Below are 21,601 nucleotides of genomic sequence, written 5' to 3'. Positions count from 1 at the left end.
GATTGTTATTGCCCCGGACGTCATGGCATCCGGGGCTGTTGTTATATCGTTATAGCGGTATGGCGTTCGTTTCAGGTCACAATGTGATTTTGTTGGATCAGCTCATCGAGCGTGGTGTGTACGTTCTCCAGCGTTACGAGGTTAGTGGTGTGGTACGTGTTGCCTGTACCGTCGCGATCAATGGACACGATGGTGTTGTTACCGCTGGTGGTCACTGTGAGGTAGTTGCCGAGCGTGGCATTTTGTCCGTTCCAGCCTACCAGCAGGTCGCCGATGTCGATTTTGTCGCCCTGAGCCAGTGAAAAGTTGGTCCAGTTGTCCGCAGTCCCGTTACCGCCGGTAGCGTCGTTGGCATTGAGCAGGTGATAAATCAGCGTATCGCCGTAGACCGATCCGGTGATCACGTCATGCTGTGCGGTGCTTGCCATCTGCGGGTTCATATTGATGGTCAGCGTAGCGGTGTCCGTGTGCCCGTTTTGGTCGTTCAGCGTATAGGTAAAGGTCTCTTTGCTGATTATCGACGCTACGGTTGTACCCGGCTTCAGCGTGTAGATGTATGAACCATCCAGGTTCATGGTCAGTGAACCATAATGACCCTGAATGGTTGCGCTACTGGCGCTGCCGGCCGGATTGAGGGTGGCGGTACTGCCGTTAAAACCGGTGACAGTGAGCTGGGTATGGACGGTTGAGAGCTGATCGTGCGCGCCAGCGGCATCACTGCCATCAAAAATATTGCCATTCACCGTCGTGGTGTTAACGTCCCAGGTATTGAGGTGCCATGTCGTACCCGTGACGTTTGGCGTAATGCTGACGTTGCCAACGGCCAGTCCCCCCATTGTTCCTGTGAAGCTGATGCTGTAATGACCAGCGGCTAGCTCAGCATTACCCAGCGAGACGGCAATTGAACTGCCTAACAGGCTGATAGAGCTGGCGGGTACAGAGCCAGAAAGCGAGAATCCGTCAGGACCGGTGATTGTCCAGGTTACGCCCAGCGTACCGACGGTGATAAGTGTGCCGATGCTAAAGTTGAGCGTGGCACCTTTCAGTACGTCATTTGTTGCGATATCAAACGAACCTGTACCGGTTGCTTTGCTCCCCAGCGTCGGAATTGTCGCGGTGCCCAGCGCGCCACTTCCATATGCCGCAGAGTCCTGAATGGTACTTACAGCCATCATGCTGCTGACGTCATTTACTGCGTCCAGCGCTTGCGGGGTCGCCGTAATGTTCAGCGAGGCGCTTCCTGTATCGCCATTGGGGGCTTTGACCGTATAGACGAAACTGTCCGGTGTGCTGATACCGTCTGCACCCAGTCCGCTTTTCAGCGTGTAGGTGTAGTTCCCTTTTGCATCAATAGTCAGCGTGCCGTACTGCCCGTTAATGGTGGTAGTGCCCGTTGCGTTAACGGCGACACCGTTCACTTCGGTGATAACGGTATTAGCCGGAGCCGAGTCGTTGGCCAGCAGATTTCCATTGGTTGCCGCACTCAGGCTGTCGACGGCGTAGGTGTGATCGGCCTGAATATTCAGGGTATAGCTGGTCAGCAGCGTCAGGCCGCCGGAAGCGTTAAGCAGGAACAGATAGTCACCGCCCGGCAGCGTAATGGTATACGCCGGTGAATTGCCGCTCAGTAGGGCGGTTACCCAGTTCGGTTGTACCCGGTACTGCTCATACTGCTGAATAGACTCGTTGAAGCGGTAGACATAGAGATCAAAGCCGCCCAGCGTTACGCCAAGTACGCTGGCCTGAACCGTTATCGTTCGGGTCGCGCCGTCATCAACGTTGAATTTAATCGGGTTGGTCAAACCGTTGACCAGGCTGACATCCAGCAATTGTCCCAAACCAACACTGGCGAGCGTGAAGCCGGTTTGTTGTGATGGATGGTTGTCGACTGCGATGACCTGCGTCCCGTAAGTCAGCGCAGCCACATCGTCTGCCGCCGTTACCGTACTGGTGGTCGGGGCCTGACCCAGCGTGACCACCAGTTTTGCCGAGGAGTGATCGCTACCATGCGTTAGCGTGTAAGTGAAACTTTCGGAACGGCCATACACTGAGATTGACGTATTGGTCAGGGTATAGGTGTAGCTACCATTCTGATTGATATGCAGAATGCCGTATTTCCCCTGCACATCAATGCCGCCCGCCGGGACGTTCACGACGTTGCCGTTACCGTCAGTGATAGCGGTGACCAGCGTGCCGGAAGGGGCGTTATCTTGACCGTTAGTTGGATCGGTATCGGTGATGATGTTACCGGATTCTGTGGTCCCCCCAGTGATGGTTCCGCCGTTGGTTTTCACCACGGCAACGTCCAGGCTGGTGTATGCGCCAGTCGCCAGCAGGTTAGTGTTGAAGCTGACCACGCGATAATCCCCGCCTGTCAGCCCATCATAATTGAGCGTCACTCCAGAGGCTCCGATGGTCAGCAAACTGGCAAAATTGGGTTTTGAGGTATCGACCACGGTTATCCAGGTGTTGAGCAAGGAGTCATAGCGCTGGATAACAATCTCCATTGAGCTTAATAGTGACAGCACAATGCCGGTCGCCGCGGCGTTAATGGTGATGGAGCCACTACCGCCAGACTGGATGCTGAAATTAACACTTGCCGTGTCGTTACCCAGCACATTGGCGACATTACCCAGTGCGTTCACCAGCAGGAAACCGTAATCGCTTTGATGCTCAGTGCTGATTGTCACGTCAGTCTGTAGCGGCAAACGGGTGACATTATCTTCAGCCAGCAGGGGGAGTACCGGCGCGATGACGCTGGCAGGCGATGACGTGTTACCTGCCGCGTCGGTTGCCGTTGCAGATAACGACTGACCTTCAATCTGGCGTACAGGCAAGGTGGCACTGTAGACGCCACTGCTGTTGGCGACCGCTGTCACGCTGGTGCCGCCAGGCAGGGATATCGTCACCGTACTGCCGGCTTCGGCAATGCCGCTCACTGTTCCGCCATCGGCGCTGATCAAAATCGTAGGAGGTGGCGGTGGCGTGGTATCCACAATGACGCTGAACGAGCCAGACAAAACGCTCGAGCCGTTGGCATTTGTGGCGTTGGCAGTAAACGCGTGGTTGCCTTCGCTGAGCGCACCGGATGGGGTAAAGCTCCAGATCCCATTCCCGTCTGCGGTTGTGCTCCCCATCAACGTGCCGTTGTTATACAGGTTGATAACGGCGTTTGCCTGCGCAGTTCCGCTCAGTGTTGGGCGGGTATCATTCGTGGTTTTCCCGGCGGTGACCAGGCCCGTGATAGTGCCGACATCATCGAATACGCTGGAGATCACTGGCGCAGGCGGTACGCCGGTAAACGGGGCCAGCACGTTACCCGCCGTACCGATGTTGCCTGCGGCGTCCTGTGCGCTAACCAGCAGCGTTTGTCCACTAATTTGCGGTGGATTCAGGGTAAAGGTGAAGTTACCGGAAGCATTCGCTGTCGTGGTGCCGAGTACCGTTCCGCTACCAGAGGTGATAATGACCGTACTGTTCGCTTCGGCCACGCCGGTTAACGCCGTACCATTGGCGTTGACCGCCAGCCCGGTTGGAACACCGGGTGCGATGGTATCGACCACAATGGCTGCCGCAGACGATAATCCACTGGTATTCCCCGCCGCATCTGTCGCCGTGATGGTAAAAGAATGAGCCCCTTGAGCCAGAGCAGTGGACGGCGTGTAACTCCAGTTGCCGGTGCTGTCAGCCGTTACGCTGATAACAAAACTGCCATTATCATAAATATCGACTCGCGCGTTGGCCTCTGTGGATCCGTTCAGGGTTGGGCGTGAGTCATTGGTGGGCTGGTTGCTGCCAATCGCACCGGTGTTGGGGCCAACATCATCAATAATGCTACTTATTGAAGGCTGTGCCGGGGCTGTGGTGTCCACCACCACGGTAAAACCTGCTGTTGCGCCGCTGGTATTACCTGCCGCATCGGTAGCGGTCACAGTGAAGGTATGGGACCCGGTCGCGAGCGGCGTGGTCGGAGTAAATGTCCAGCTATTATTGCTTTGCACCAGCGCAGTACCAAGCAGAGTGTTCCCGTCATAGATGCTGACAGTGCTACCGGCTTCGGCGGTACCGTTGAGCGTTGGGCGGGCATCGTTGGTTAGCTGCCCATTGTTCAGCGCTGTATTGAAAACTCCCCCTGCGATGTCATCTATGACCGAGATCAGTTGTGGGATTGGCGGTGGGGTCGTATCGATATTAATAATAAATCCGCTTGAGGTGGCACCGATATTGCCTGCGGCGTCGGTGGCGATAGCAGTGAATGTATGTTGGCCGTTGCTCAGTGTGGATGGCAGATATTCCCACGTCCCATCTATTGTGGCTGTTACCGTCCCCAGCAGCGTGCCGTTATCGTAAATCGCGACCCGGGCATTCGCTTCCGTTGAGCCACTGAGCAGCGGACGGGTGTCATTGGTCCAGGCTCCACTGGACAGAGTCCCGGTGCCGGGCTGTACATCATCGACGGCCTGGATAATGGTGGGGGCAAGCGGGGCAACGGTATCCACAATGATGTTAAATGCGGCGGATGACTGACTGACGTTTCCGGCTGCATCCGTGGCGGTCACCGTGAGCGCATGGTTACCATTTCCAAGTCCGGCTGTTGGCGTGAAGTTCCAGGCTCCATTGGCGTCTACCGGAGCGGTACCGAGATAGGTGCCATTGTCATAAATTTTGATCGTGGAATTGGCTTCTGCCGTACCACTGAGCGTGGGTTGCGCATCATTTGTGGCCTGGCCGTTGTTCAGATTGCCCGTCAGCGGGCCGACATCATCTGCGACCTGAGAAATGACGGGTATACCCGGCGATATGGTATCGACGATGAGCCCAAAGCCGTTCGACGCAAGGCTGGTGTTACCTGCACTGTCGGTCGCGGTGACGGTCAATGTATGTGGTCCGTTGCTCAGAGCATCCGTTGGGGTAAAGTTCCAGATACCTCCCGCACCCACGGTGGTAGTGCCAATGGGTTGACCATCGCTCAGAACGGTAATGGTCGCTCCCACTTCGCCCGTGCCACTCAGTGCCGGACGTGTTTCGTTTGTCGTCTGCCCATTGGTTATCGCGCCTGTTGTGGGCGCCGTATTGTCCAGCACCGTGCTAATGATGGGGGGCTGTGGGGCGATAGAATCCAGTTCGAGGGTAAAGGACGAAGATACCCCACCCATATTGCCCGCCTGGTCGGTGGCAACGGCGGTAAAGATGTGTTGCCCCTGAGTCAGTGGGGCATCCGGCGTGAAGCTCCAGTTGCCGGATTCATCAACCTGGGTTGTACCAATATCAACGCCTTTATCGCGGATGGTGATAGATGCGCCGATCTCTCCTTTGCCGTTCAGCGTGGGTTGTGCATCGTTAGTCAATTGTCCGTTAGTCAGCGATGTGTTGCCGGGTTGATCGTCAATCACCGAGGTAATGTTCGGCGCCGCGGGCGGCAGCGTATCAACTACCAGAACGAAAGGTGGGCTTGCCGGACTGATATTGCCAGCGCCATCCGTGACGGTTGCGGTTAACGAATGATTGCCTTCACTAAGTGCTGGAGCCGGTGTAAAGCTCCAGTTGCCGTTTTCATCGCTGGTGGTTGTGCCAATTACCGCGCCATTATCGCGAATGGTAACCACTGAATCGGCCTCGGTGACGCCAGCAAGCGTTGGGGTGTTGTCGTTGGTTAGCTGTCCGGATGTAAGGGATTGCGGGGTACCGACGTCGTCCGTTACCGTCACAATAGAGGGCGCGCTTGGGATTAACGTATCGACAATAATTCGGAAGCTGTTGGAGGGATCGCCCTGGTTGCCTGCCGCATCCGTTGCGCGTGCGGTAAAGATATGCTCGCCTTCTCCCAACCCATTTGTCGGAGTATAGCTCCAGTATCCGCTGCCACTCACGGTGGTTGTGCCAATCGCGATACCTTTATCGTAAAGGGTGATAGTCGCACCCGCTTCGCCGGTTCCATTGAAGGTCGGGCGTGCATCGTTGGTAATTTGTCCGGTATCTAACGATCCTGTACCTGGTAACACGTCGTCAATCACACTGGTGATCGCGGGTGCTTGTGGGGCGGCAGTATCGATAGTGATGGCGTAATTGGGCGACAACCCACTGGGTTCTGAGTTTACAGTTTGCGATACGGTGAAATTGTAGGTCGTGCCGTTTGTCAGTGGAGTGGATAATGGATAGCGCCATGCGCCGGAAACGGCATCGGCGGTGACCGTAGCGATTACATTCCCATCCTGATAAATTGTAACCGTTGCTCCTGCCGTGGCGGTTCCTTGTAACAGCGGTGAGGTGTCATTGGTGGATTTACCGTTGCCAATCACTCCTGTAACGGGAGAGACATCATCAATGATTTCGAGAGTTGGCGGATGCGGAATACTGGAAGTGGCCGCGTTAAACGGCGTAGGGTCGCTGCTATTGCCCGCCTGATCCTGGGCGATTGCATTCAGATTCTGCCCTGTAGTTTGTGCGGGTGATATCGTGACGGTGTAGACACCTGTAACGCTGTTCGCAATGCCCTGGCCCAGTACCGTGGTACCATTTCTGATGATGACGGTACTGCCCGGCTCGGCTGTCCCGCTCACCAGCGTGCCGTTCGGGTCAACATAGGTGACGATTGGCTCGGCAGGAGGCTGCGTATCGAGTATCAACATCACAGGGTTTCCTGCCGCCAGGGAATTACCCGCGGGATCCCTGGCGCCGAACGTCAGCGTGTGCGGGCCATCGCCCGTCAGCGTAATCTCAATACTCCAGCTACCATTCGCCGCAACGAGGGTTTCGGCAATGGGATTGCCGCCATCGAAAATGACTACCGTACTGCCCGGCGCACCGGTCCCGCTGATTGTTGGGGTGGTATCATCCGTGACGCTACCGTTGGTCAATGAACCGATAATGACGCCAGCGTCATCTTCAATATCTGTAACCTGCGGTAGGGTCAGCACGGTGCTGCTAACCGTAAACGCTACGCTGTTTGATGGGGTACTGGCGTTCCCCGCCGCATCGGTTGCAATGGCCGTTAGCGTATAACTTCCGTTTGCCAGTGCCGTCCCAGGAGTAATACTCCAGGTGGTGCCAACCACCGTTGTGGTACCGATAATCGTACTGCCGTTGTACAGCGTGATCGTGTCGCCGTCAGTGCCGGTTCCGCGAATAGTTGGCGTCGTATCATCTGTTATTGCGCCAGGTGCAAGATCGCCCTGGAAACCACCGACATTATCATTGACGGCAAGAATAACAGGGGAGGCAGAGGGCGTTGTATCGATTTCCAGGAGGATGGCATCTGATGGCGGGCTGACGTTGCCAGCAGGATCGGTCGCCGTAATGGTCACCTGATAAACATCCTGGGGAAGTGGCACTGATGGTGTAAAGCTCCAGCTACCGTCTGCCCCAACCGTTGCGGTACCCTGCGACGAAGAGTTGCCATTAAGATAGAGGGTAATGAGATCGCCGACACTCCCCGTGCCGCTGAACGTTGGCGTGGTGTCGTTAGTCATGCCGTTTGTCACGACCCCGGTTATCGGATTGACGTCGTCCGTAATGGTGGGCGGGAGCGGTTGCGTTGGCGGCAGATTATCCACCGTCAGCGTAAAGCCCGCCGATGGGATCCCTGTGTTGCCCGCCGCGTCGGTCGCCGTGGCGGTGAATTTATGCGGCCCATCGGCAAGTGAGGTCGGGGTAAATGTCCAGGTGCCGTCTGGCTGTACGGTAGTGATGCCGGCGAGACCGCCATTCTCATAAATCGTAATTGTCGCACCCGGCTCACCTGTTCCGGACAGTTTAGGGTTGTCGCTTTTCGTGCTGCCGCCATTACTCAGTGCTTTAGTTTCAATGCCAATAAGCCCTTCCGCTGAGGTGATGATCGGGGCCGCGGGTGGTGTTGTATCGACAGTCAGCATGAAACTTCCGGCGGTACTGGCGTTACCCGCCGCATCTGTCGCGATAGCTGACAACGTGTGCGAGCCTTCACTAAGTGGCTGGGTGACCGGGAAACTCCAGCTTCCTCCGGCCACAACGGTGGTCGTTCCAATCGGTGTGGCACCATCGTAGATAGTGATGGTGGAGCCAACTTCTCCGGTCCCCTTCAGTGACGGCAGGTTATCGTTTGAACGGCTACCAGAAGGCAAGTCAACGGGTGCATTGCCGATGTCATCTGTGGCGGCTGAAATAACCGGAGCCCCAGGAGGCTGGGTGTCAACGGTAATGGTGACAGTGACGGGGGAGGTGACGACGTTACCGGCGGCATCTGTTGCGGATACTGTAAAATGATGGTCGCGATCGGCAAGCTGCTTGTTGTCCGGGACGGTATAGCTCCAGGCACCTGACTTGTCGATGAGCATCACCGTCATCAGCAAACCATTATCATACAGGTTCACCAGCGAGCCTGGCTCGCCGGTCCCGGAGAGGGTCGGCGTGTTGTCGTTGGTTACCCCGTTGTTATTCGCGATGTTACCGGTGATGGTTCCGACGTCATCGCTAATCAGAGTAATAACCGGGACGGTCGGCGCGACGCTATCGACAATGATTTTCCAGCTGGCGGCGCTACTGGTGTTGTTGGCGGCATCAGTTGCCGTAACCGTAAACACGTGTGCGCCCTGGCTCAGCGCGGTGGTCGGCGTGTAGTCCCAGTTACCATTGATATCGGCGGTAACGGTGGCTAGCAGGGTGCCATTATCATAAATTTTTACCTGCGAGCCCGCTTCGGCGGTGCCCTTAATTTCCGGTTTATCGTCGTTTGTCAGCGTGTTGTTATCAATTTTTCCGATGACGTCGGGAACATCATCTAAGACGGCAATAATAATCGGTTGGTCTGGCGCGGTAATATCCGGAGCCAGCGCGGAAGCGGGCAGACTTTCGTTGCCTGCGCTGTCCGTTGCGGTCACTTTTACCGTTTCACCATTGTTTTGTGACGGGGTGATCGACACGGCAAAGTGACCGCCGCTGTCTGCCTGACCCACGCCAATCGTATTCCCGTTGCTGTCTTTTACGGTGATAGTGCTGCCGATTTCAGCATGTCCACTGACTGAACCACCATCCCCGGCGACAATTACCCCTGTCGGTGCGTCAGGGGCGGTGCTGTCTGGCGCGGTGACTGCTGTGTTATCACTGGTATTACCTGCTGCATCCGTTGCATTGGCGACAAGATGTTCGCCGTTCGTTTGTGGCGGAACCAGTGTGGCGGTGAAATCTCCGTCAGCATCAGCGGTGGTCGTGCCAATGATAGTGCCACCAGGATTGAGAATATGTACGGTACTGTTGGGCTCTGCCGTGCCGGAAACCTCATCGCCCGCGTTATTGATTGTCAGGTTTGCGGGCGGTAGCGGGGCGGTGATATCGGGAGCGAGTGCTGTTTCTGGCAAACTCGGGTTTCCTGCTGGATCGGTAGCGATAGCGGCTATGGTTTCGCCATTGGTTTGTGGTGGGTTTATGGTGATAGTAAACGAGCCATCTGGCCCGGTAACGCCACTGCCGATTAAATGATTATTATTGTCGGTTATAGTCACGGTACTGCCGGGTTCAGCCGTACCAGTGACGACAGCACCATCGGCAGATACGTTCAGATTGTCTGGTGATAACGGCGGCTGAGTATCGATATTGATATTGAATGCCGTCGATATTCCCCCCGTACCCAGGTGGTTGGTTGCCGTAGCGGTGAAGGCGTATGAGCCGTCCCGCAAGTTTGTGCTGGAGGTCCAGTCCCAACTACCGTTGCTGTCGGCGACGACGCTGTCGATATATGCCCCGTTATTGTAAATTTTAACCGTACTGTTGGCGTCAGCTGTCCCGGAAAGCGTTGGGGTCGCATCATTAGTGGACTGATTGTTGGTCAATGACCCAACGGAGGGCGCGACATCATCCATAACGCTGACAATCACGGGGACGCCTGGATAACCGGAATTTGAGGCACTGAATGAGGTATCTGGCCCTATATTGCCTGCTTCATCCTGAGTCTTTGCTGTCAGCGTTTCACCATGTGTTTGCGAGGGTGATATGCCAATAGTGAAGGTGCCGCCTGAACCGACGATTGCTGAACCCAGAACCTGGTTGTTACTGCCAATGATGGTGACAGTGCTTCCGGGCTCTGCACTACCCGTCACCATGGTGCCTTCCAGGTTCACTGAAGAAATTACTGCGGCGGCAGGTGGGGTGGTATCGACGGTAATGACCCAACTGTCTGAGATTGCGCTGCTGCCCGCATTGTTTGATGCGCTGACCGTAAACTGGTGAGCGCCTTCCGCGAGCGGGGAAGATGGAGTAAACGTCCAGTTGCCGTTGGCATCGATAGTGACCTGTCCTATTTCGACACCGTTATCAAAAATATGTAAGGTGGCATTTGCGGGGCCAGTGCCCTGAAGAGTAGGCGTATTATCGTTGGTGGATTCCTGCTGATTGACAGGGCCTGTAATCAGCTCCTGATTATCGATCACGCTGGTAATAACGGGCACGTCTGGCATGTTAGGGGTTGTTGTCGGCGGATCGCCACCATCGCCGTTGCTGTTGCCGTTGCCGTTGCCATTGCCGTTGCCATTGCCATTGCCATTGCCATTGCTATTGCCGTTCCCACCATTATCGTTTCCGGCGTTGTTATCGCTCCCCCCACCGCCACCGCCGCCACCTGCAGCGAGGCCAACTCCGCCAGCGACCGCGATCCCGCCAAGAACCCAGGGCCAAACTGCGCCTCCTTCATGACTGCCTTCGCTCGCCATCAATGGGGTGAGATCGTCCAGATGCTGATAGTGGAATGCGCCATCCGTATCCTGAACCCACCATAGTGCGCCGTTGCTATCTTCAAGTACGAGCTGGCTTTGTTCATCACCTTTGCCAACGTAAAAGTTTTTAATTGTGATAGTTTCACCAGAGCGGAGTGTGACAATCAGATCCTGATTTACGCGGGTAAGCTGACTGATTTCTTCACGAGAAACAGACAGCTTCACGATGGAAGGTGAATTGAGCGTGACTTCTGAAGCTTCAATATTTGTGGAAACACCAGTCAATTTTGATACAACGGCGAGTAGACGCATATATTCACTCCTGATGGCAGGCCGAGAGTATTAATCCACAATAGCGTGTTGGGAGAATGAGCTGACAGGTGCCCGTTCATCGTATAGATGAGTTTGCACATGTGGTTTCATTGATTAGGTCACGCAGGTATCAGTTTGTTTTTCGAATACGTCAGGGCCTCTGAGTCTGAATAGTTCTTTCGTATTAGATGATATAGTCAGAAAGGATGTATTACGCAAATTATCTATATTAAAAATACATTGAGGTAATTGAAAAGGATACTTTCCAGTACGTGTTTTGGTTGTTGTTGAAATCTAACTCACTGTATATAATGTTGTTTTTCTTCTTTGTGGTTTTTTATAAATCTAATAAACACCAGTAATAATAGTGTTATTGGTGAGGCGTAAAATATAAACAATACGCTCTTGAAGTTTTATTTTATTAAGCTATGGACCCGATAAAATAATGAAAAGACTATTTTAGGTTTGAACGATTCAGCGGTGTAAAAACTATAATTTTGGTGAATATAATGGGTGGGTTTCAATAACTAAACAATAAGGGCCAGCCTCATGATGAGAGACTGGCCGCTGAGAGGGGATTTATCGACCTGCATTTTTCATAATACGAGCTTTGTCCAACTGCCACTCACGTTCTTTTACATCGGAACGCTTGTCGTGCTGTTTCTTCCCTTTTGCGACGCCAATTTTGACTTTGCACCAGGCATTCTTCCAGTACAGCGAAAGTGCCACGACGGTGTAACCGTCACGATTCATGCGTCCATATAAGGAGTCAAGTTCGCGTTGGTTTAACAGAAGCTTACGGGTGCGAGTAGGGTCACACACGACGTGCGTTGAGGCAACGGCCATCGGCGTGAAGTTGGCGCCAAACAGGAACGCTTCGCCGTCTTTGAGAATGACATAGCTATCGCCAATATTGGCCTTTCCTGCGCGCAGGGATTTGACTTCCCAGCCTTGCAGTGCGAGTCCAGCTTCGAACTCTTCTTCAATAAAATATTCGTGTCGTGCGCGCTTGTTGAGCGCGATTGTGGCTGAGCCAGGTTTGTGTGCTTTTTTCTTCGTCATAATGCCGCTCAGTATAGGTAATCTGGAATTGAAAAACACCCCATTTCATCCAGCGGGGCGCAAGGCGCTATCTTAGCACGAGTTGGGCTATAGCGTTTTTTTTAGCGGATGATAAATGGTATTATTTGCACGATTGATATTGATGGAAATTGTTATGCCTCAGATTAGCCGGACCGCTTTAGTACCTTACAGTGCGGAACAGATGTATCAGTTAGTGAATGATGTTAAATCCTATCCTCAGTTTTTACCGGGTTGCACCGGAAGCCGCGTCCTGGAGTCGACTCCGGGGCAAATGACGGCCGCTGTGGATGTCTCGAAAGCAGGGATCAGCAAAACGTTCACCACGCGTAATCAACTGACCAGTAACCAGAGCATCCTGATGCATCTGGTCGATGGACCGTTCAAGAAACTGATTGGCGGCTGGAAGTTTACGCCACTAAGTCATGAAGCGTGTCGTATTGAGTTTCATCTCGATTTTGAGTTCACCAATAAGTTAATCGAACTGGCGTTTGGCCGCATCTTTAAAGAGCTGGCTTCTAATATGGTGCAGGCCTTCACGGTTCGCGCGAAAGAGGTTTACAGTGTCAGCGTCGGCTAAAATTGTCGTTGAAGTAGCGTACGCGCTGCCCGAGAAACAGTATCTGCAGCGCGTGACGTTGCAGCAGGGCGCAACCGTCGAAGAGGCGATTCGCGCTTCGGGATTGCTGGAGCTACGTACTGATATCGATCTCAGCAAAAATAAGGTGGGCATCTACAGCCGTCCGGTTAAGCTTGCTGATGTTTTGCATGGCGGCGATCGGGTGGAAATTTATCGGCCATTGATTGCTGATCCGAAAGAACTGCGCAGGCAGCGAGCAGAGAAATCCGCTAAAAAATAACAGACAATAAAAAAGGTGCTCATTGAGCACCTTTTTTTGATCTATCAAACCTACTTGTTGTCGGTCAGAGCAGGTTTGTTATCAATGTTGGTTAATACGCCGCTGCTGTTAAAGGTCAGCGTCAGCGTTTGCTGAGTAACGCCTTCATGCCCTGGCTGCTGACGGAACACATAAAACCAGGTGTTAGTACCAAAAGGATCGGACATCATTGGTGTACCCAGTGCATAAGCAACTTGTTGCTGCGTCATACCTGTACGCACTTTGGCGACATCGGTAGGTGTCAGATAATTTCCCTGGTTGATGTCAGGGCGGTAAACCACTCGCTCCAGAGTGGAACAGCCTGCAGTCAACATCAGTAGTACTGCTGCAGCAGCAGTCAGCGTTTTACAGCGCATAGTGATTTGATTCCTTTTCGGGCCCGAGCAGTACGCGGCTCATATGTAATATGCCGATGATAATAGACCTTTCACCACTTTAAAACCTTTTGCTGTCGGGTCGGTCGGCGATTTTATGTTGAACTCAGACCGTCACAAGGTAAAAAAGTTTATGCCGCCAGCAGTTCTTTTGCATTTGCGAGGGTATTACGTGTCACTTCGCTACCGCCAAGCAGGCGAGCTAATTCCTGCAGGCGAGCGCGTTTATCCAGCGGCTGCATGTGTGTTTCGGTCATTGCGCCGTCAGTTTCTTTGCTGACATAGAAATGTTGATGACCGCAGCCAGCAACCTGCGGCAGGTGAGTCACACACATCACCTGGGTTGATTCACCCAATTGACGCAGTAGCTTACCCACAACCGCTGCCGTCGGACCACTGATACCAACGTCGACTTCATCGAAAATCAGCGCAGGAGTTTCCATTTTACGCGCGGTAATCACCTGAATAGCCAGCGCAATGCGCGACAACTCACCACCGGAAGCGACTTTCGCAATCGGCTGTAACGGCTGACCCGGGTTAGTGGTAACTTTGAATTCCACACGATCGGCACCGTCTGCGCTCAGATGGTGTTCCTCAAATTTCACATCAATGCAAAAGACACCGTGCGGCATCGAGAGAGCATGCATGCTTTCTGTGATGAGTTTCCCCAATTCCTGAGCATAATGCTGGCGCTGTTGGTGCAGCATTTTTGCCGTTTCCAGCGCCTGCTGGTGGTGCGTGTTTACCGCCAGGGTTAAGGTTTCGAGCGAGTCAGCCTGATCGTCAAGCTGCTGTTGTTCATCAAGCAGGGACTGGTAAAACTGTGGCAGTGCTTCAGGGGCGACGTGATGCTTACGCGCCAGAGAGATTTGCTTAGAAATTCGCTGTTCAAGCTCGAACAAACGGTTAGGGTCTAAATCCAGACGATCGCAATAGTGGCGCAGCTCATCGCTGGCTTCGCTGAGCTGGATTGTCGCCTCTTCCAGCATGTCCAGAATACCGGAGAGCTTACCGTCCATTCCCGCCAGTTCGCTGACCAGCTGTTTTGCCGTGTACAGCTGGCTTTGCAGGTTAATGTCTTCGCCGTCTGCCATGATAGCCAGCGCTTGCTGGCTGGTGGTGAGCAACTGCCCGCTGTTAGCCAGACGCTTGTACTCTTCATCAATTTGCTCAAACTCGCCTGCCTGGGGGTTGAATTCGTTCAGCTCTTTTAGCTGATATTGCAACAGTTCCGCCCGGGCAGCGCGCTCCTGGCTTTGTTGCTGATGATGCGCCAGGTCGCGGCAGCTTTGGTGCCAAAGCTGGTAGCGCGCGGACATTTCCTGAATCAGGGATGCTTCATTAGCGTAACCATCAAGCAGGGACTTTTGGTGTTCCGATTTTGCCAGGAGTTGATGTGCATGCTGGCCATGGATTTGAATAAGCAACTGGCCCAGTTCACGGAGCTGTGACAGGGGAACGGCAGTGCCATTGATAAATCCGCGGGAGCGTCCGTCGCTGCTGATTACGCGGCGTAACAAACACTCACGACCTTCTTCAAGCTGGTTCTCTTCCAGCCAGCGTAGCGCCGCAGGGGTATCTTTTAAAGAGAAGCGCGCGCACAGATCGGCGCGTGTGGCATCTGTACGCACCATGTCGGCCTCTGCCCGCCCGCCCAGACACAACCCGAGAGCATCAATGGCAATGGATTTACCCGCACCGGTCTCGCCGGTGATGACGGTCATTCCGCTTTGGAAATCGATCTCCAATTCACGAACGATAGCAAAATTGCTGATGGTCAGTTGTGCCAACATAGTTGTTTTCCTGTATGAAAAACCATAACTGTGATTACATACAGTATAAACTGGTTTTTTATACAGTAAAGAGGTTGACGTTAAATTAGAATAATTTTTTTGACCAGCCTAATTTAGTGCTTAATGTATTGAAATAACTGTAATCTTTTGGGTGTATCAGGTTCAGATGATAATCACAGCGGCGAATCAATACGTCTTCACCTTCCTGGATAGGCAGGGCGATCTGGCTGTCACAGCTGATCTCAAGATCGTTGCGGCGATGAGAAAAGCGCAGGCGAATGGTACTGCTACTGTTGATTACCAGCGGTCGCGCGGAAAGCGTATGCGGGAACATCGGCACCAGCGTAATAGCATCCAGGGAAGGGGTGAGGATGGGACCTCCGGCAGAGAGCGAATAGGCGGTAGAGCCGGTCGGGGTGGAGATAATTAGCCCGTCTGAACGCTGGGAGAAGGCAAAGATTTCATCGATATAGACTTCAAATTCAATCATGTGCGCCACTTTACCGGGGTGCAGCACAACTTCATTGATGGCAGTGCTAATGCGCTTCTGGCAATCCTGCTGGCACACCTGGGCTTCGAGTAAAAAGCGCTTTTCGCTGATGTAGTGGCCTTCCAGTACGTCAGCTAATTGCTGTTGGGCATTGTCCGGGTCAAGATCGGTCAGAAAACCGAGATTGCCGCGGTTAATCCCGATAACTTTGATGTCATAGCGTGCCAGGGTGCGTGCAGCCCCCAGCATATTGCCGTCGCCACCGACGACTACGGCGAGGTCTGCTTGCTGACCAATTTCTGCGAGCGTACCGGTTTTCACATTTTTCAACTGCAGCTCGTGGGCGATTTGTTGCTCAACGATAACCTCATAACCTTTGACGCACAGCCAGCGGTAGAGCATTTCATGTGTGGTCAGTGCAGTGGGGTGACGTGGATGCCCCACAATGCCAATACACTTGAAATGTTTGTTCATTTTCTCGAGGTCCTTGTAACGAAGATTAGTGACAATGTGAGTACTTCCCTTGAAACCCTGAATCTTATCCCCATAATAATCCAGGTTAGCGAGATGAATGCGAAAAAAACGCGGAGAAATTCATGAGTAGTAAAGAACAGAAAACGCCTGAGGGGCAAGCCCCGGAAGAAATTATCATGGATCAGCACGAAGAAGTTGAGGCGGTAGAATCAGACGCTTCTGCTGAGCAGGTGGATCCGCGCGATGAAAAGATTGCGAATCTGGAGGCTCAGCTTGCAGAAGCTGAAACGCGCGAGCGTGACAGCGTGTTGCGTATCAAAGCGGAAATGGAAAACCTGCGTCGTCGTACCGAACTGGACGTAGAAAAAGCGCATAAATTTGCGTTGGAAAAATTCGTCAACGAACTGCTGCCGGTGCTGGATAGCCTGGATCGCGCGCTGGAAGTGGCGAACAAAGATAATGACGCGATGGCGGCGATGGTTGAAGGTATTGAACTGACCCGCAAGTCGATGCTGGATGTTGTGGCGAAGTTTGGCGTGCAGGTGGTTGCGGATATCGATGTGCCGATGGACCCGAACGTACACCAGGCTATTGCAATGGTTGAGTCTGATGAAGTTGCTGCCGGTAACGTGCTGATGGTCATGCAGAAAGGCTATACCCTTAATGGACGTACCATTCGCGCGGCAATGGTGTCTGTGGCGAAAGCAAAAAGCTAATCAGCCTCAGACCGGGTAGTGCTGATGCGTTACCCGGTCTGGATTATCCTCACTGGTCAGATACGCTTTCTCGTAGCGGTTTGACCGGCAATACCTGCACCTGCTTAATCATATTGTCCTGCACGTCGAGAATATCGATATCGTACTGCCCAATACGCACTCGGGTGCCGGCAACGGGGATCTCTTCCAGTGCTTCAAGAATAATACCGTTTACCGTTCGCGCATCATCTTCCGGCAAATGCCAGTTAAATGCCTTATTGATTTCACGAACGTTGGCGCTGCCATCAATAATTACTGAACCGTCATTCTGCGGCGTGACTTCTTCGGCAAGCGTTGGTGACATTGACGTGGTGAAGTCACCGACAATCTCCTCCAGAATATCTTCAACGGTGACCAACCCCTGAATATCGCCATATTCGTTGACCACCAGGCCGACCTTCTTCTTATTACGCTGAAATTTGATCAACTGAGTGCTGAGCGGGGTGCCTTCCGGGACAAAGTAGATCTCGTCGGCGGCGCGTAGCATGGTCTCTTTGGTGAACTCCTTTTTCTCGGCCATGAGTCGCCACGCTTCACGCACGCGCAACATGCTAATGGCATCGTCCAGCGAGTCGCGGTACAGCACAATACGCCCGTGCGGGGAGTGAGAAAGTTGGCGGACGATAGACTTCCAGTCATCGTTAATATCGATACCGATGATTTCGTTACGCGGGATCATAATGTCATCGACGCTGACTTTTTCCAGGTCCAGCACGGACAGCAGCATATCCTGGTTACGACGAGAGATTTGCGAGCGCGATTCATTCACCAGCGTGCGTAGTTCATCTTTACTCAGCGAACCGCTCACCACGATATCCGTTTTGATGCCCATCATGCGCATCAGCAGCCGCGTGATGGTGTTGAGTAGCCATACCAACGGCATCATCAGAATCTGCAGGGGAGCCAGCAGGACACTGCTCGGATAGGCGACTTTTTCCGGATACAGCGCGGCAATGGTTTTGGGCAATACTTCAGCAAATACCAGTACCACAAAGGTCAGGACCCCGGTGGCGATTGCCACGCCCGCATCGCCATACAGACGCATACCGACAATGGTACCGAGTGCGGAGGCCAAAATATTCACCAGGTTGTTGCCAATGAGGACCAGGCTTATCAGACGGTCGGGCTTACGAAGTAATTTCTCAACGCGTTTTGCCTGACGATTTCCCTGTTTTGCCCGGTGTCGCAGACGGTAGCGGTTCAGGGTCATCATTCCGGTTTCGGAACCGGAAAAATAGGCGGAAATGACCACCATAATGAGAAGCGTGACAATAAGCGTGGTGGTGGAGATGTGTTCCACGTAGGGTTCCTTAAAGATTTAACTCACGAACTGCTGCAGGATGCGGCTGCCGAAATAGGCCAGCGTCAGAATACCTGCGCCTGCGACGTTAAACCAGACGACACGACGTCCGCGCCAGCCTTCATGGTAATGTCCCCACAGCAGAACGATATAGACAAACCATGCCACGATAGACAGAACGGCTTTATCAATATTTTCTGTGCTGAACAGGTTGTGCATATAAAACAGGCCAGTACACAGCGTCAGCGTCAGCAGAACCACGCCTATCTGGGTGATATGAAACATCTTCCGCTCAATGCTCATCAGCGGTGGCATTTCATTGCTGAAGGCCAGTTTTTTGTTTTTCAACTGGTAGTCAATCCATGCCAGTTGCAGCGCATAGAGCGCGGCGATAATCAGCGTGGCGTAAGCGAACAGCGATAACCCGATGTGAATCATCATGCCCGGAGTTGCTTCGAGATGGGTGATGTATTCGTTGGGCATAAACGTAGCGCATGCCAGATTGATTAATGCAAACGCATAGACGATCGGTAGCAATAGCCAGCCGCGGTTGCGCGAGGCCACAATGGTCATGACGGTACAGATCATCAGGCTCACCAGCGAGCCGACGTTCAGCAGGCTCAGGTTTTGTCCGCTTTCACCACCTGGCAGAATACGTGCTTCCAGGGCAAACGCGTGACAGACCAGCGCGATAACCGCAGAAAGAATAGCCATACGCCGCCAGCCGCTGTTTTTTTGCAGCAGGGCGGGAACGATCAGCGCAAGGCTGACGGAATAGGCGACAAGGGCTAACAGAGCAAAAACGGGCATATGGGTGTCGACAGTTGGCCAAGGATAAAGAAAAGCAGTATAGCGTTACGTGACCGCTGCTCCAACCGTTGCATAACAACAAAGGCGGCTTCATGTTATACTGCGACAAATTTCTGTTGATGTGTCGCTGTTGCGACCGACCGTTTCCACCTCAGGCGAGAGACAATGTTTGATAATTTAACCGATCGTTTGTCGCGCACGCTGCGCAATATCAGTGGCCGTGGACGCCTTACTGAAGACAACGTTAAAGAGACGCTGCGCGAAGTGCGCATGGCGCTACTGGAGGCTGACGTTGCGCTGCCGGTAGTGCGTGAGTTTATCAATCGCGTAAAAGAGAAAGCGGTTGGTCACGAAGTTAACAAGAGCCTGACCCCGGGTCAGGAGTTCGTTAAAATCGTTCGTAGCGAACTGGTTTCGGCGATGGGCGAAGAGAACCAGACGCTAAACCTGGCGGCACAGCCACCGGCCGTGGTGCTGATGGCGGGCCTGCAGGGTGCGGGTAAAACCACCAGCGTCGGTAAGCTGGGTAAATTCCTGCGCGAGAAGCACAAGAAGAAAGTGCTGGTGGTCTCTGCCGACGTCTATCGCCCGGCGGCGATCAAACAGTTGGAAACGTTGGCCGAACAGGTCGGCGTGGACTTCTTCCCGTCGGATGTCGGCCAGAAGCCGATTGATATTGTTAATGCCGCGCTGAAAGAAGCTAAGCTCAAATTCTACGACGTGCTACTGGTGGATACCGCCGGTCGTCTGCATGTTGATGAAGCGATGATGGACGAAATCAAACAGGTTCACGCTTCTATCAATCCAGTAGAAACGCTGTTTGTGGTCGATGCCATGACCGGTCAGGATGCTGCGAATACCGCGAAAGCGTTTAACGAAGCACTGCCGCTGACCGGTGTGGTACTGACTAAAGTCGATGGTGACGCCCGTGGCGGTGCGGCATTGTCTATTCGTCATATCACTGGTAAGCCGATTAAATTCCTCGGCGTTGGTGAGAAAACGGAAGCGCTGGAGCCGTTCCATCCGGACAGAATTGCCTCACGTATTCTCGGCATGGGCGACGTGCTGTCGCTGATCGAAGATATCGAAAGCAAAGTTGACCGTGCACAGGCAGAGAAATTAGCAAGCAAGCTGAAAAAAGGCGACGGCTTCGATCTGAACGATTTCCTTGAACAGCTTAAGCAGATGAAAAACATGGGCGGCATGGCAAGCCTGATGGGCAAGCTGCCGGGCATGGGTCAGATCCCTGACAATGTGAAATCGCAGATGGACGATAAAGTGCTGGTGCGTATGGAAGCCATCATCAACTCGATGACGATGAAAGAACGCGCTAAGCCGGAAATCATCAAAGGCTCCCGCAAACGCCGTATCGCACTGGGCTGCGGGATGCAGGTACAGGACGTTAACCGTCTTCTGAAACAGTTCGACGACATGCAGCGCATGATGAAGAAAATGAAGAAGGGCGGAATGGCGAAGATGATGCGGAATATGAAGGGGATGATGCCGCCCGGCTTCCCTGGTCGCTAATCGGCCTGGCTCGTTTGCCATTTCGGCACCGGGGTGTGCTCGCCATCCTCACGTACTGCGTGTACGCTCCGGTGGCTGCGCGCGCACCGGCACCGAACTGACGGCACCACCGACGGCCTTTTATAGCAGAGTTATCAACTGCTGATTGCATTTTCCCCAGAAATCAGTAAAATTTTCGGGCTTTTAATATGACACCCGGGCTCCGTTCCTCGATGGGGCCTGGGTGTTTTATTCACACAAGAGGATGTTATGGTTACTATTCGTTTAGCTCGTCACGGCGCTAAAAAGCGTCCGTTCTACCAGGTTGTTGTTACCGACAGCCGTAATGCACGCAACGGTCGCTTCATCGAGCGCGTTGGCTTCTTTAACCCGATCGCTAGCGAAAAAGAAGAAGGCACTCGCCTGGATCTGGATCGCATCGCTCACTGGGTTGGCCAGGGCGCGACTATTTCTGATCGCGTAGCTACGCTGATCAAAGCAGCAAACAAAGCAGCTTAATCTGTCACGGTGGTCATGATGAGCAAGCAACTCGCCGCACAGGCTCCTGTAGAACCCATCGTTTTGGGGAAAATGGGGTCTTCTTACGGTATCCGTGGTTGGCTCAGAGTGTTTTCTTCCACTGAAGACGCCGAAAGCATTTTTGACTATCAGCCCTGGTTTATCCAGAAGGCGGGTCAGTGGCAGCAAGTACAGCTGGAAAGCTGGAAGCACCACAATCAGGATCTGATCATCAAGCTGAAAGGCGTTGACGATCGTGATTCGGCGAATCTACTGACTAATTGCGAAATTGTCGTGGATTCCTCGCAGTTGCCAGCGCTGGAAGATGGTTCCTACTACTGGAAAGACCTTATGGGCTGCCAGGTAGTGACCACTGAAGGCTACGATCTCGGTAAAGTCGTCGATATGATGGAAACCGGTTCGAATGACGTCATCGTCATCAAGGCAAACCTGAAAGATGCGTTTGGTATCAAGGAACGTCTTGTGCCGTTCCTCGATGGGCAGGTTATCAAGAAAGTCGATCTCGCTACTCGTACTATCGAAGTAGATTGGGATCCTGGTTTTTAAACCACCGGATAAACGGTAAAAGTCGGCGTTATGGGGATTG

Annotated in this window: 13 protein-coding genes; 6 read left to right on the top strand and 7 right to left on the bottom strand. The window is 53.2% G+C overall.

Annotated elements, in window-relative coordinates; genetic code table 11:
* Positions 1–71: 71 nt before the first annotated feature.
* Together FDX24_RS00250 and smpB are read right to left on the bottom strand one after the other, a co-directional pair.
* Complete coding sequence (locus FDX24_RS00250; protein WP_137363638.1) at positions 72–10,994, bottom strand: BapA/Bap/LapF family large adhesin; 10,923 nt, start codon at positions 10,992–10,994, stop codon at positions 72–74.
* Between the two features lie 579 nt (positions 10,995–11,573).
* Positions 11,574–12,056, bottom strand: a complete 483-nt coding sequence (smpB, locus tag FDX24_RS00245) for an SsrA-binding protein SmpB (protein WP_003031211.1) — start codon at positions 12,054–12,056, stop codon at positions 11,574–11,576.
* A gap of 154 nt (positions 12,057–12,210) precedes the next feature.
* On the opposite strand from smpB, the gene ratA reads away from it, so the two are divergent.
* On the top strand, positions 12,211–12,654 hold the full coding sequence (ratA, locus tag FDX24_RS00240; protein ID WP_003031213.1) for a type II toxin-antitoxin system toxin RatA: 444 nt from the start codon (positions 12,211–12,213) through the stop codon (positions 12,652–12,654).
* Positions 12,638–12,934 carry an RnfH family protein gene (locus FDX24_RS00235; RefSeq protein WP_137363637.1) on the top strand — a complete coding sequence of 99 codons (297 nt, stop codon included), beginning with the start codon at positions 12,638–12,640 and terminating at the stop codon, positions 12,932–12,934. The genes ratA and FDX24_RS00235 overlap by 17 nt, the downstream gene beginning before the upstream one ends.
* A 50-nt stretch (positions 12,935–12,984) precedes the next feature.
* On the opposite strand, the gene bamE is transcribed toward FDX24_RS00235, so the two are convergent.
* From bamE to nadK, 3 genes are all read right to left on the bottom strand, one after another.
* A complete protein-coding gene (gene bamE, locus FDX24_RS00230; protein ID WP_003826401.1) occupies positions 12,985–13,329 on the bottom strand; it encodes an outer membrane protein assembly factor BamE in 345 nt (114 codons plus the stop codon).
* 149 nt (positions 13,330–13,478) lie between these two features.
* Complete coding sequence (gene recN / locus FDX24_RS00225) at positions 13,479–15,140, bottom strand: DNA repair protein RecN (RefSeq protein ID WP_137363636.1); 1,662 nt, start codon at positions 15,138–15,140, stop codon at positions 13,479–13,481.
* Between the two features lie 85 nt (positions 15,141–15,225).
* A complete protein-coding gene (gene nadK, locus FDX24_RS00220; RefSeq protein ID WP_005130436.1) occupies positions 15,226–16,104 on the bottom strand; it encodes an NAD(+) kinase in 879 nt (292 codons plus the stop codon).
* 122 nt (positions 16,105–16,226) lie between these two features.
* Here nadK and grpE point away from each other — a divergent pair, with 122 nt between their 5' ends.
* Positions 16,227–16,820, top strand: a complete 594-nt coding sequence (grpE, locus tag FDX24_RS00215) for a nucleotide exchange factor GrpE (RefSeq protein WP_048212941.1) — start codon at positions 16,227–16,229, stop codon at positions 16,818–16,820.
* A gap of 49 nt (positions 16,821–16,869) precedes the next feature.
* On the opposite strand, the gene FDX24_RS00210 is transcribed toward grpE, so the two are convergent.
* Positions 16,870–18,159: an HlyC/CorC family transporter gene (locus FDX24_RS00210; RefSeq protein WP_005130434.1), complete on the bottom strand. Its 1,290-nt coding sequence runs from the start codon at positions 18,157–18,159 to the stop codon at positions 16,870–16,872.
* Between the two features lie 18 nt (positions 18,160–18,177).
* A complete protein-coding gene (locus FDX24_RS00205) occupies positions 18,178–18,969 on the bottom strand; it encodes an inner membrane protein YpjD (RefSeq protein ID WP_048212939.1) in 792 nt (263 codons plus the stop codon).
* Positions 18,970–19,134: 165 nt separating this feature from the next.
* Between FDX24_RS00205 and ffh the strand changes: the two genes are divergently transcribed.
* The 3 genes from ffh to rimM all read left to right on the top strand — a co-directional run bounded on the left by ffh (position 19,135) and on the right by rimM (position 21,561).
* Entirely contained in the window at positions 19,135–20,496 is a 1,362-nt protein-coding gene (ffh, locus tag FDX24_RS00195) for a signal recognition particle protein (RefSeq protein WP_048212938.1), read from the top strand.
* A 249-nt stretch (positions 20,497–20,745) separates the two neighbouring features.
* Positions 20,746–20,994 carry a 30S ribosomal protein S16 gene (gene rpsP, locus FDX24_RS00190; protein WP_003031228.1) on the top strand — a complete coding sequence of 83 codons (249 nt, stop codon included), beginning with the start codon at positions 20,746–20,748 and terminating at the stop codon, positions 20,992–20,994.
* A gap of 18 nt (positions 20,995–21,012) precedes the next feature.
* Positions 21,013–21,561: a ribosome maturation factor RimM gene (gene rimM / locus FDX24_RS00185; RefSeq protein WP_003031230.1), complete on the top strand. Its 549-nt coding sequence runs from the start codon at positions 21,013–21,015 to the stop codon at positions 21,559–21,561.
* Positions 21,562–21,601 lie beyond the last annotated feature (40 nt).

The organism is Citrobacter sp. wls716 (genome assembly GCF_005280975.1).
Lineage (GTDB): Bacteria > Pseudomonadota > Gammaproteobacteria > Enterobacterales > Enterobacteriaceae > Citrobacter > Citrobacter youngae.
This window is presented reverse-complemented; position numbering and strand designations above follow the sequence as displayed.

What these genes read in the sequence shown, in the direction of transcription:
- nadK (WP_005130436.1), bottom strand. Translation starts at nt 16,104, where the DNA reads ATGAACAAACATTTCAAGTGTATTGGCATTGTGGGGCATCCACGTCAC.
- FDX24_RS00205 (WP_048212939.1), bottom strand. Translation starts at nt 18,969, where the DNA reads ATGCCCGTTTTTGCTCTGTTAGCCCTTGTCGCCTATTCCGTCAGCCTT.
- ratA (WP_003031213.1), top strand. Translation starts at nt 12,211, where the DNA reads ATGCCTCAGATTAGCCGGACCGCTTTAGTACCTTACAGTGCGGAACAG.
- rimM (WP_003031230.1), top strand. Translation starts at nt 21,013, where the DNA reads ATGAGCAAGCAACTCGCCGCACAGGCTCCTGTAGAACCCATCGTTTTG.
- bamE (WP_003826401.1), bottom strand. Translation starts at nt 13,329, where the DNA reads ATGCGCTGTAAAACGCTGACTGCTGCTGCAGCAGTACTACTGATGTTG.
- smpB (WP_003031211.1), bottom strand. Translation starts at nt 12,056, where the DNA reads ATGACGAAGAAAAAAGCACACAAACCTGGCTCAGCCACAATCGCGCTC.
- rpsP (WP_003031228.1), top strand. Translation starts at nt 20,746, where the DNA reads ATGGTTACTATTCGTTTAGCTCGTCACGGCGCTAAAAAGCGTCCGTTC.
- ffh (WP_048212938.1), top strand. Translation starts at nt 19,135, where the DNA reads ATGTTTGATAATTTAACCGATCGTTTGTCGCGCACGCTGCGCAATATC.
- grpE (WP_048212941.1), top strand. Translation starts at nt 16,227, where the DNA reads ATGAGTAGTAAAGAACAGAAAACGCCTGAGGGGCAAGCCCCGGAAGAA.
- recN (WP_137363636.1), bottom strand. Translation starts at nt 15,140, where the DNA reads ATGTTGGCACAACTGACCATCAGCAATTTTGCTATCGTTCGTGAATTG.
- FDX24_RS00250 (WP_137363638.1), bottom strand. Translation starts at nt 10,994, where the DNA reads ATGCGTCTACTCGCCGTTGTATCAAAATTGACTGGTGTTTCCACAAAT.